Source organism: Synechococcus sp. R5-13 (genome assembly GCF_047462015.1).
Classification (GTDB): domain Bacteria; phylum Cyanobacteriota; class Cyanobacteriia; order Thermostichales; family Thermostichaceae; genus Thermostichus.
In genome coordinates this window covers 1-11,043 of the sequence record NZ_JANSIL010000072.1, presented here as the reverse complement: position 1 = coordinate 11,043, position 11,043 = coordinate 1, and the positions used below count along the sequence as shown (strand labels likewise).

Sequence of the window (11,043 nt, the reverse complement as noted above, 5' to 3'; positions counted from 1 at the left end):
GATCTCCACGCCTTGTAAAACCCGTGCCACAGCCCGTAGGTTCTCCGCGTCGCAAATGCGGGGATTGCGGTAACGGCCCAAAGGAACATTGAACTCTCCCCGCGAGTTCTCCCGGTAGAGGCCGTTGAAACAGGTTTTGTTCAAGTACAGCAGGCGGGCAGCCCGTTGCGCCGGATCTTCAAATCGAGCCGCGCGGATGGTGTAGTAATGGTTCCGGCTGTGGTGGGCTTGGTGGTGGCTGAGCAGGGCGATAAGCTCCTCCACGTGATCCCGCACGCAGCGATACACATTCACCAGCTCAGGGTTGATATCCGACAAAACAAAGTGTCGAGAACCCGATGGGATCCCTTGGGCCAGATGAAAAAAGACCGCTCCACCCCCCAAAAAGGGCTCGTGATAGGTGTTCCAGGTGCGAGGGAAAAAGGGTTCGTATTGGCTGAGCAGTTGCCCTTTTCCCCCTGCCCATTTTAGGAAGGGACGCGCTTTAACGGCTGGCTCCGCTGGGGTGGGTTCGCAGGAGTCGGGTACAGGGTTCCAGAGTTCTTCCCGCCGCAGAGCACGCCTATGTCCAAGAGAACAAGGGTGGGTCATCGTTGGTTCAGTGATCTGGATTCTCTTCCAGCAGCTTTTCTAGCGTCTCGATCCAATGCTCTAGCTCCTCCAGCGCCTGCAACACTCCCCCTGGGTCGCTCAGATCTGCCTGCAGCAGCTGGGTGGTTTCTTCCAAAGTCAGGGATCCGGGCGGGCTGGCCAACCAACGGAGGTAGTGGGGCAGAAAGTTGCGCGGAGAACTGTGATAGCGGCGGTGACAGGCCAAGGCCACCAGGCTGGCAAGGCTGGCCTGATAGGCACTGAAGGGGCGGAGAAACAGCTCCGGCATCCCCACCCAGTAGAACTGGTGTTCCGGCAACAGTTCCACCGCATCTCCGCACAGCTCCTGACACAGCTTCAACCACTCTTCGCTCACCCAAAGAGGATAGGTTGCCACATTTTCCCATGCGGGGAGCCCCGACCGATAGAGAATCAGCTCCAGCCGACCGATCAAGCTCTGGTAAAACACCGCCTGCAACTGGGCTTCCAAATGGTGTATCAACAGGGCCTGGGCCAACTGGAGGCTGCCGGAGCGTTCCCGCCAGCGCTGCGGAGCAGTTTGCCCCTCTGGGTCGTAAAGAGCAGGCCTGCCCATGCGAGGGGATCCCACTGCTGAGGCAACCAGGTGATCCAGGAGTATTTGCTGCAAAAAGACGGTGTGAGCCTGCACCCCCCACGCTCGCGGCAGCAGTGCGGAACTCCCCTGCATCTCCTCCAGATCCAGCCAAACTTGGGGATCCTCAGGCCGGAGCCGCTGGCTGATGATAGCAAGAACCTTCAACAGGAGCTCGCTCCCGCCGGATCCCGTTTCTCCCGACCTGGGCGAGAACTCCGTTTCGCCGGGGCGAAAGGCTGTGCCCGCTGCGCGATTGGGCTTGTCTGCCTCGATTGCCGAGCCGACTTCTAGCAGCCAGGGTTTGGCCTGGGCCGCACACTCGGGGCAGAAGTCCTGCAGGGCTGCCCAGATTAGAGAGGTGGCCTCAGCAGAGGTCAGGGGCGGCACGGGATCCCGCCAGGGCGCACGCAAGTCGCAGATGCGAATGGAACGCCCCATGTTTCGGCTTTTGAGGCGGTAATAGTGCTGGAACAGGTCAAACCGATCGCGGATCCCTTCCAGGAGGTTCTCCAAAAAAGTTTGAGTCAGGCCGTGGCGGGCCAGATACAGGTCGGCAGCAGAGTCATAGCCCCGCCATTGGGCCTCCCACAGGTGGTCGCGGATCAGGGTGCTGAGGATAAACCCACCCAGATCTGCATGGGCCTCCAGGTGTTGGCCCAGCCGCTGATAGGCAGCCCAACGGATTTCGGCGCTGGCGTGGGTTGGTAAGCTCTGTTCGCGCCAGTGGGACGGAGTTCCTAGCTGGACAAGGGTGTGATCTGGGAGCGCGGCAGGCGAGTTCAGGGTCACTTGCCACAACTGCCGCCAAGCTAACCTTCCTGTTGGGTACTGTTGGTGGAGCAGGCACTCCAGAGGCTCCGGTTGTTGGTGACCCCGCTGCTGCAGGAGGCGACACAAAAACTGGCGAAAGGGGCGCAGCTCCGGCTCGGCACAAGCAGCGGCCAAGGGATCCGAGGGCCGATCCTCTCGCTCCTGCGGCGTCTCAGCTGCGGGTTCGCCGAGGGGAACGGCGGTCAGGGATTGCAGTTCCAGGGGGAAAAACAACAGCTGGCTCTGCAGGGAGATGACCCGCTCCAGATCCCTCCAGCTGGGGTCTGCCTTCGTCCAGGCCATCTCTGGTTCGGCCTCAGCCGGGATCGCTGTTGGAAGGCTGCTGCTCTCGCAACCCTCGGCAAGATGGGCTGCCAGGGCGAGCGCCTGCGTCAGCTCCGACAACTCCTGCAGCGCCACCGCCAGCTCTGGCGGGCTGAGCTGGACCACCTGCCCCCGGTAGCGCTGGGCAAACTGCTGCACCTGCTCCTCCAGTTCATTCCAGGTTAGGGCGCGCTTTTTCCCAGAGCCAGAGAAACGCTCGAAAGGGGGTTCAGCAGCAGGAAAGACCACCGGCATCAGCCTCCTAGAGATGGGGTCGTCCCTCTGTTGGCTTGTCGGCAGAGGGGTGTGCCCGCCTTTTGACCTCTGCCAAAGGGCAAATGGCTGGGGAAATCTGGGTTGGAGGTGCAGGCTGCGATCAGAGGGATCCGGATCCCTGCTATCCCCCCCTGGGGGTTCCCATCCTGGTCAGAACATAGCCTCACCGCTGCTGTGCTGCGCAAAGGCGGCAGCAACAGCCAACCCAAGCCTGAGCCATTCGGCAAGCTCGGATCCGGGATCCCGCATTCATTAAAGACTGCGACTGCGAAAACCGACGTGCCTCCTTTGGGGCAGGAAAAACCTGAGATGATTGTGACATTCTCCTTGGGCAAATGCAGCCGGCAGCGTGGGGATCCCAATTTCGGCCAGGATACGTGTTGGGACAGAATAGGCCTGCGGCCACTTGTGCAAAGGGTAAAAGAACTATCCGAGGGAGGTGACTGCATTGTTTGCCCAAGTCACTGCTGCCGCTCTGCTGGGACTCCGGGCCGTGCAGGTTACGGTGGAGGTGGATGTGGGCGGTGGCTTGCCCCAGATCACCTTGGTGGGACTGCCCGATACTGCCGTTCAGGAGGCCAAAGAGCGAGTGCGGGCGGCGATCAAGAACTCCGGCTTTGCTTTACCCCAGCGGCGGATCATCGTCAACTTGGCCCCTGCCGATCTGCGCAAAGAGGGCCCCAGCTTCGATCTGCCCATTGCCATCGGGATCTTGGCGGCCTCCGGGGTGATCGAGGGGGAAGCGCTGGCCAACACCCTGATGGTGGGGGAATTGGCCCTAGACGGCACCCTACGCCCGGTGGCCGGGGTTCTGCCCATTGCCGCCAGCGCTGCCGAGATGGGGATCCGCCGCCTGGTGGTACCCCAGGAAAATGGGCCGGAAGGAGCGGTGGTGCAAGGGATCCAAGTGTATGGGCTGCCCTCCTTGGCGGCGGTGGTGAACTGGCTGCAAAACCCAGAGGGAGTTGAGCCGGTGCGGATCCAGCCAGAACAGATGTTGCCAACCGAAACGGAACCCCTGCTGGATTTGGCCGATGTGAAGGGGCAAGAACATGCCCGGCGGGCTCTGGAGATCGCGGCAGCCGGCGGGCACAACTTGTTGCTGGTGGGTAGCCCGGGAGCGGGCAAGACCATGCTGGCGCGGCGACTGCCCGGCATTCTGCCCCAGCTGCAGTGGGAAGAGATGTTGGAGATCACCCGCATCTACTCGGCAGCCGGCCTGTTGCGGCAAAACCTGCACCTGGGACGCCAGACCCCCCTGATCGCCCAGCGGCCCTTTCGCGCTCCACACCATTCGGCTTCGGCAGTGGCGCTGGTGGGTGGCGGCCCCTACCCCAAGCCCGGGGAAATCTCGCTGGCCCACCATGGCATCCTCTACCTGGATGAGCTGACGGAATTCCGGCGGGAGGTGCTGGAGGTGCTGCGCCAACCCCTGGAAGATGGCAAAGTCACCATCTCCCGCGCCCGCGTTTCCCTAGAGTTTCCCGCCCAAACCACCCTGGTGGCCTCCACCAACCCCTGTCCCTGCGGCTTCTACGGGGATCCCGTTCACCCCTGCACCTGTACGCCGCAACAGCGGGAGCGCTACTGGTCCAAGCTCTCCGGCCCGCTGCTGGATCGCATCGACCTGCAGGTGCGGGTCAACCGCCTTAAGCCGGAAGAAATTGTCCGCGCCCAGGGCGGCGAATCTTCCCAAGCGGTGCAGCGGCGGGTGGAGCGGGCACGACAACGGCAGCGGCAGCGCTTTCAAAACGAGCCTGGGATCCACTGCAACGCCCAGATGCAATCCCGCCACCTGCGGCAGTGGTGTGCCCTGTCGGATCCCTGTCGCACCCTTTTGGAGAACGCCATCCAAAAGCTGGGCCTGTCTGCGCGGGGGAGCGACCGCATCCTCAAGGTGGCCCGCACCATCGCCGATCTCGAGGGCGCGGAGGCCATTACCCCCACCCACATTGCCGAAGCGATTCAATACCGCAGCCTGGATCGCGCTCGGCTGTAGAGCTCAAGCGCTCCGCGCCGCTGACGCGACCACCCCCAGCCCCTCTCCCAGAGGGAGTTTCCCTTACCGCCAGAGCTCCGGCCTGTCCTACGGGATCCCACCCCCTGTTTTGTCGGGAAAAAGCTGTCCCCCCTGCACCTGAAGGATTTGGGCGGCTTTGAGCCAGCCGGCGTCAAAGGATCCCAGATGGGTGGTGGTAACCAAGGTTTGCACGCGCTCCTGAATGGCTTCCAAGAGCTGGTTTTGCCGCTGCAGATCCAGCTCGGCCAGCACATCGTCCAACAGCAGCAAGGGCGGATCCCTGACCACCTGCTCGATCAGCTCCAGCTCCGCCAATTTCAGAGCCAAAACCAGAGTGCGCTGCTGGCCTTGGGATCCATAGGCGCGGGCGGCGGCTCCGTTGATGCACAGCTCCACCTCGTCCCGGTGGGGGCCCACCAGAGAGCTGCCCAGGGAGTGTTCGGCGGCGGCTTTGGCGCGGATCTCGGCCAAAAACTGGGCTTGGATCACTTCGGGGCTGGCCTGGGGATCCGGCAGGGGCACTTGGGGTCGATAGGTAAGGGTCAGGGTTTCCCGTCCACCGCTAATGACCCGGTGCCAGTGAGCAGCCAAAGGCTCCAGCCGTTGCAGCAGCCGGGCGCGGCGGCGCATAATTCGGCTACCGGTGGTGGCCAGTTGGGCATCCCAGAAGGCCATCTGCGAGAACTGAACGCCAGCAGCCGCTTGCGTTAGCGGGACAGAGTCCTTGGGATCCTGCTTCAAAAGGGCGTTGCGCTGCCTGAGGATCTGGCGATATTGCTCCACCAGGCCGAGATAAACCGGCTCCAGTTGCAGCAACACCCCGTCCAACCAATGGCGCCGCGTCTCCGGAGCGCCCCGCACCAGCTCCAGATCCAGGCTGGAGAACACCACGGCATTCACCTGTCCCAAAAAGTCCGCCTGGCGGCGCAGCACCTGCCCGTCCACCTTCAGGGATCGCCTGCCGCTGCTGCGCAGCTCCATCACCAGCTCGTGGGCCACCCCCAGCCGTTCAACCGTGGCGGCAATCTGGGCTTGTCGCTCCTCTTGGTATACCAGCTCCCGATCCCGAGCGGCCCGCCGCGAGCGTAAGGTGGCCAACAGCTCCACCGCTTCCAGCAGGTTGGTCTTACCCTGGGCGTTCTCCCCCACCAGGATGGTTTTGGGCGCGTCGAAGGTGATCTCTTGCTCCCGGTAGTTGCGAAAGTGGCGCAGGTGCAGGAAACGCAGGTACACCAAGGGAGATGTAAAGACGCGATCAGTCAGTATTCGAGAAGAACAGCCCCCGCTCTGGGGGCTTTCACTTTAACCCAACTCCAGCAGGGGCCAGAGAAGATAGAGGGGTTAACCCCGGAAACTCAGCCAGCAGGGATCCCTTCTATCCCCTCAGTTCAGGGTAGGCCAGATCAGCGCCTACTCAGGGCAGCCACCCCTCCGAGGCGCTCAGCCGCCAACAGATGGAGGGCTGCGCGGGCAGAGTAGCGGGCAGCTTTGCTGCGACTGTAGTCGGCGAAGGTGTAGCTGCCGGGATCCGTACTCACGTCGCCCAACAGGTTCTGCACTTGATTCTGCAGGTCAGAGACGCTGCCGGAGTTGACGTTGGCGAAGGTCATCTCTGCTTGTAGCCGGCTGAGGTACTCCTGAGCCCGGAAAGCGGCCTCGAAGAAGGAACGGCCAGGGCGACCCATAAAACCCAGCTCCGCTTCGTAGAGAACTTTGGCTGCTTTGGCTAAGTTTTCCGCTGCTTTGGCCTGCTCGCGGGCGGCGAAGAAGTTCCCCGCCTCAAGTGAGGCTTGGGCGTTGGTGAAGCTCTCCTGGCCGTGTTCCAAAAGGCGGGCAGCCTCTGGGGAAGACCCCCGCTGAGAGAGGAAGCTGGCTTCGGCCAGGTGTCGCTGCGCCTTAGCCAGATCGCGGCTGGCTCGCTCAAGATCCCACGGGCGCTGCCAAGTTGGCTGTACCTGAAGGGGAGCTGTGGCTTCAGGAGCAGAGCGTCTGCCCCGCTGGGCTTGCGCCGGGGATCCCAGCACCAGGGGGGTGAGCAGAACCAAAATCGGCAGAGAACAACCCAGAGCGCGAGCAAAAGAGGAACGAATCGTCATTGGTCATAGACTCCAATCGACAGGACAAGCCGGTTTGGGTTATCGCGGCTCATCTTGAGAATGGCGGAGAAAAATGACGTGAAGATGACAAGGGCAGCTCTACCGTAAATATCGATCCCTCCCCCACTTGGCTGGCCACTCGCAGGGATCCCCGATGGGCGGTGACGATCTGCTGGGCCAAGGCCAGGCCCAGACCGAACCCACCCGTATGGCGAGCACGGGTTTCATCCACCCGGTAAAACCGCTCAAACAGATGGGGCAGATGCTCGGGGGGAATGCCAATGCCTGTATCCTTGACGTGGAGGTAAGCGCGCTGGCGCTGGCTTTCCAGGCTCACCTGCACTGTGCCACCTGCAGGGGTGTACTGCAGGGCATTGCGCAGTAGGTTCTCGATGGCCTGCCGCAGCAGGGCAGCGTTCCCCCGCACAAGCCAACCCCCAGAAAGATCCGTCTCAGGCAGGTGGCATTGCCAGTGAAGGCCAAGGGCCTCAGCTTGGGGGCGGTATTGCTCGCTCAGCTCCTGCAACAGCGCTCGCAAATTCAGAAGCGGCAGATCCTCCAGGGGCAGGGATCCCTGCTGGCGGGCCAACTGCAGCAAGGTATCGATCAGCACGCTGAGGCGGCGGGCACCGCTCACCACCTTTTCCAGGCGAGGTTGAGCTTGTTCCGGGGCCAGCAGAGCCATTTGAGCATTGCTCATCAGGGCGGCCAGGGGGGCGCGCAACTCGTGGGAAGCATCGGCAGTGAAGCGTTGCAACTGCTCGTAGGAGCGACGAATCGGCTGCATCGCCAGCCCCCCCAAGATCCAGCCGGCCCCGCCGATCAACGCCAGCGTCAGCGGGATCCCGATCCCCAACCCCCAGCGCAAGCGACCCAGGGTAAGTTGCAGCGGTTCCAGGGGCACCGCCAGTTGCAAGTAGCCCAGTAGCTTTTCCTCCTGCTGCACCGGCAGCGTGAGCTGGCGCAACAGTAAGCCGCTCTCTCCTTCCACCGTTTGGAAACCCAGTTGGAGATGGTGAGGCGGGCCATCCAAGTCAAACAGCTCCAGAGGAGGCCGGGATCCCGTGTACTGGCGCAGGGATCCCAAGCTTTCCCTTCCGGTGCCGGGAGCAGGATCGAACCAGCGCACATAGGCCAAGTGATGGTCGAGGGGTTGGGTTTTCCCCCCCAAAAAGGGCACCTCGTTCAACACCAACCGCCACTGCCCCTGGCGCAGCTCGTACTTAATGGCTGCCGCCATGATCCCGGCCTGAACCTGCAGCTCCTCGTCAAAAGCCTGCAACTGGTTCTCCACTTCCAAGCGGTAGAAGACGGCGGCAAACACCAGCAGGATCCCCCCCATGACCCCGGCAAAGCTGCGGGCCAAGCGACGGCGGCTGTGGTGAAACACCAGGGATCCCGTCCCTCTTGTCGCAGCCTTCTGCCCCAGGTGCGGCTGAAGGGGGTGTGCCAGGGAAACCCAGTTCCAGCCCAGCCATGGGAGAGAATGCTTGTGTTCAGCTCTTTTCACCTCCATCGCCACCCCCTAGAAACTGCTTTCATGGGTTCTCTTCTGGAGAGGCTATGCGCAGCCGATACCCCTGGCCATACACCGATTCCAGCCAATCTTGGGCCTCCACCTCTTTTAACCGTAGCCGCAACCGCCGCACCAACGCAGCCACGGCATTGCTCTCCGGCTCACAGCCCCATTCCCACACCGCCTGCTCGATCTGGCCCCGACTGAGCACCTGGTTGGGATGGCGCATCAGGTATTCCATCAATTGAAACTCCTTGCCCGAAAGCTGTACCTGCCTCCCCTGCCGCTCTAGGGTCAGGTTGGCCAAGTGCAAGTGCAGGGATCCCAGGCTGAGGCTGTCTCCTTGCCATTGGGGGGAACGGCGTCCCAAAGCCCGCACCCGTGCCAGCAGCTCCACCAGATCCACCGGCTTGACCAAATAGTCGTCCGCCCCCGCATCCAACCCCTGCACCACATCCGATGTTGCGTCTTTGGCAGTTAACATCAGCACCGGCGCACATCCCCCCGATTGGCGGTATTGCCGACAGAGCTGGATCCCGCTTGGCCCCGGCAGCATCCAATCCAAAATCAGGAGATCATAGGCTTTCTCCTCCATCAGCCAGGCAGCCATCTCCCCTTCCTTGGCACAGTCAACCACGTGGCCGCACTTGGACAGGGCAGCCTGTAAAGGCTCCAACTGTTCCGGGTCGTCCTCCACCAGCAAAATTCGCATCGTCCTGTGCGCCGTTGACCAAGACGGCCAGTTCCCACTGCCCAGGCTAGGATGGATCACGGAAATAGCCCTCTGCAAGGGAGAGAACAACGGTGGGGTGGCCCAAAATCCATCGGTGGCAAGATCTAGGGTTTGATTTTTGGCTGGTGCTGCCCTTGGCAGGGCTTCTTTTTGTGGCGGGGGGAGAGTGGGTGACGGGCCAAGCGCTGAGCCGTCCTCGCCGGCTAGAGCAACCTTTGGCGATTCGCAGCCAGCAACAAGCCACCTTGGCTCTGGATATTCTTTCCATTCAGGCGGAGATCCGCCGCTCCCGTGGCTACACCAAGGTGGAGGTGACTACCACCAATCCCCACCTGCGCAAGCTGGAATTTGAATTTCCACAACTGGATCCAGACCAGGTGTCGGCTCAGATTGCCCAAGAGCTTGGCCTTGCTCCCGAGCAAGTGCAGCGCCTGACCCGCTATAGCTTGGACTAGAGAGACACTCCAAGTCCGTTCAAAAAATGCGGGCTAACTGCTCGCAGGCAACTCTAATTTTCTCCAAGCTACCGGGATTGACCAAGCCGTAGTAGTCAAATCCATAAACTTTCCCAGTTTGGACGGCTTGCAACCGATTCCAAAAGGGGCGGGAACGGAAAAACGCCAAGGGATCCGCCGCCTCCGGGTTGACCACCAGCAGAACTTCTGGGTTGGCTTCCAGGATGCGCTCTGCCGAAAGGGTGACGTAGCCCCGAAAAGGCCCTTGGCTTTGCAAGGTAGCGGTGAGATTGTCCGCGCCAAAGCGTTCCAGCAGATCCCCGGCCCAGCTTTGCCGGTTGGGAGAAAGAATCGGCTGGGTGCCCACCAAGAGCAAGGTTTTGGGTCGAACGCGGGGCAGTTCCTGGGGCAAAAGGGATCCATACTGCCGCAGCAAGGGATCGGGATCCGCCCCCAAAGCAGCAGCCAGGGTGGCAATCGTCTCTTCCAAAGCAGCCCAACTGTCCACGCGGGTGAGGTAGGTGGGGATCCCCAGCTCCTGCAGCCGTTCTGCCAGAGCCTCGTGAAAGCCACTGGCCCCCACCACCCAGTCCGGTTGTAGGGCCACAAGCTGCTCCAGGTTGGGTTGGTTGCCCAGCCCCAGGCGGGTCAAGCCTTGGAAGCGGGGATCCTCCTCCAACAAACGACCGGCAGGGATCCCCACCAACCTATCGGGGGCCAAGCGATAGAGGATATCGGCAGTCAAGGTGGTGAGGCTGGCTACCCGACGAAAAGGACTCTGTCTCGCTGACAGGAGTGGCTCCTGAGGGATCCGACCTTGGGCTTGGGCCAAACGCCCCATTCCCCAGGCCCCCACGCTGGCCAGACCAAAGGCGAACAGTTGACGGCGAGAAAGACGAGACAGCATAGACAATCTCCAAAACAATTCCCAAACAGCAATCAATTGAGGGTGAACTGGATGGGCACCACCACCCAAGACTCGATGGGGGCGTTGTTTCTCAAGGCCGGGCTGAATTCCCACCGCTGCACCGCCTCCTGCGCTGCCCTATCCAGGGCGGGAAACCCACTGGAAGAGGCGATCTCCACCTGCTGCACCTGCCCCTGGGCATTGACCTTGGCCCGCAGCAGCACCTGCCCCTGTTGGCCGAGACGGCGAGCTTGAGGAGGGTAGGGGGGCGGAGGATTGCGACCGGGGATCGGGCGGGCCAGGATGTCCGGCTGGGGGTTGGCAGCCACTGTCGGTGGGGAGGAACTGGGGGTGGCAGGTGTTGGGGCAGAGGAATGGGGTTGGGCTGCACCTATACCGCCAGGTGTCCCAGTTTCAGGATCCCTTGGCCCCAATCTGCTCTCGCTGCCGGGGGAAGGCGGAGCGGCGGCAGTCTTTACGCTGGAACGGATCCCTTGGATCAAGGGGGTAAAGCGGGGCAGAGGGGTGCTTGAGGTAACCGGGGCGGAGGTGAGTGGAGTCGCTGTAGAGGTGGGGGTAACCGCCGGAGTTGGGGTGGGCTGTTGTGGCGGAGGAGTGGGTTGCGGGGTGGCTGTCGGTAATGGGGTCAGTGGAGGAGTAGGGGTGGGTTCTGGCTTTGTCGTGGGAATGGGTGTAGGG

11 protein-coding genes are annotated in these 11,043 nt (G+C 62.1%); 3 read left to right on the top strand and 8 right to left on the bottom strand.

What is annotated here, in order from left to right:
* Both NW840_RS06070 and NW840_RS06065 read right to left on the bottom strand, forming a co-directional pair.
* On the bottom strand, positions 1-591 hold a 591-nt coding region (locus NW840_RS06070), incomplete at its 3' end, for a DNA adenine methylase (protein WP_414343067.1).
* 7 nt (positions 592-598) lie between these two features.
* Entirely contained in the window at positions 599-2,596 is a 1,998-nt protein-coding gene (locus NW840_RS06065) for a peptidase M3 (RefSeq protein ID WP_414343065.1), read from the bottom strand.
* 469 nt (positions 2,597-3,065) lie between these two features.
* Between NW840_RS06065 and NW840_RS06060 the strand changes: the two genes are divergently transcribed.
* Positions 3,066-4,616 (top strand): YifB family Mg chelatase-like AAA ATPase, encoded by a 1,551-nt coding sequence (locus NW840_RS06060; RefSeq protein ID WP_414343069.1) that lies wholly within the window; start codon positions 3,066-3,068, stop codon positions 4,614-4,616.
* An 87-nt stretch (positions 4,617-4,703) separates the two neighbouring features.
* Here NW840_RS06060 and recF read toward each other — a convergent pair whose 3' ends face one another.
* The 4 genes from recF to rppA all read right to left on the bottom strand — a co-directional run bounded on the left by recF (position 4,704) and on the right by rppA (position 8,961).
* The gene (gene recF, locus NW840_RS06055) at positions 4,704-5,870 is read right to left on the bottom strand and encodes a DNA replication/repair protein RecF (protein ID WP_414343063.1); all 1,167 of its coding nucleotides are present in this window, start codon (positions 5,868-5,870) and stop codon (positions 4,704-4,706) included.
* A gap of 170 nt (positions 5,871-6,040) precedes the next feature.
* Positions 6,041-6,733: a DNA-binding protein gene (locus tag NW840_RS06050; protein WP_414343062.1), complete on the bottom strand. Its 693-nt coding sequence runs from the start codon at positions 6,731-6,733 to the stop codon at positions 6,041-6,043.
* Between the two features lie 49 nt (positions 6,734-6,782).
* The gene (locus NW840_RS06045; RefSeq protein WP_414343060.1) at positions 6,783-8,243 is read right to left on the bottom strand and encodes a sensor histidine kinase; all 1,461 of its coding nucleotides are present in this window, start codon (positions 8,241-8,243) and stop codon (positions 6,783-6,785) included.
* Between the two features lie 28 nt (positions 8,244-8,271).
* Positions 8,272-8,961 carry a two-component system response regulator RppA gene (rppA, locus tag NW840_RS06040; protein ID WP_414343058.1) on the bottom strand — a complete coding sequence of 230 codons (690 nt, stop codon included), beginning with the start codon at positions 8,959-8,961 and terminating at the stop codon, positions 8,272-8,274.
* Positions 8,962-9,053: 92 nt separating this feature from the next.
* Here rppA and NW840_RS06035 point away from each other — a divergent pair, with 92 nt between their 5' ends.
* Entirely contained in the window at positions 9,054-9,437 is a 384-nt protein-coding gene (locus tag NW840_RS06035; RefSeq protein ID WP_011434266.1) for a hypothetical protein, read from the top strand.
* Positions 9,438-9,456: 19 nt separating this feature from the next.
* Here the strand turns inward: NW840_RS06035 and NW840_RS06030 are convergent, their stop codons facing one another.
* Positions 9,457-10,344, bottom strand: coding sequence for an ABC transporter substrate-binding protein (locus tag NW840_RS06030; RefSeq protein ID WP_011434267.1), 888 nt, complete (start codon positions 10,342-10,344; stop codon positions 9,457-9,459).
* Between the two features lie 32 nt (positions 10,345-10,376).
* On the bottom strand, positions 10,377-10,673 hold the full coding sequence (locus tag NW840_RS06025; protein ID WP_414343054.1) for an energy transducer TonB: 297 nt from the start codon (positions 10,671-10,673) through the stop codon (positions 10,377-10,379).
* Here NW840_RS06025 and NW840_RS06020 point away from each other — a divergent pair.
* Positions 10,663-11,043, top strand: a 381-nt coding sequence (locus tag NW840_RS06020; protein ID WP_414343051.1) for a hypothetical protein, incomplete at its 3' end; no start/stop codon positions are given. The two genes, NW840_RS06025 and NW840_RS06020, sit on opposite strands and share 11 nt — an antisense overlap.

Bases quoted from the DNA above. Each gene is read 5' to 3' on its own strand.
- rppA (WP_414343058.1), bottom strand. From the start codon at position 8,961: ATGCGAATTTTGCTGGTGGAGGACGACCCGGAACAGTTGGAGCCTTTA.
- NW840_RS06030 (WP_011434267.1), bottom strand. From the start codon at position 10,344: ATGCTGTCTCGTCTTTCTCGCCGTCAACTGTTCGCCTTTGGTCTGGCC.
- NW840_RS06065 (WP_414343065.1), bottom strand. From the start codon at position 2,596: ATGCCGGTGGTCTTTCCTGCTGCTGAACCCCCTTTCGAGCGTTTCTCT.
- NW840_RS06050 (WP_414343062.1), bottom strand. From the start codon at position 6,733: ATGACGATTCGTTCCTCTTTTGCTCGCGCTCTGGGTTGTTCTCTGCCG.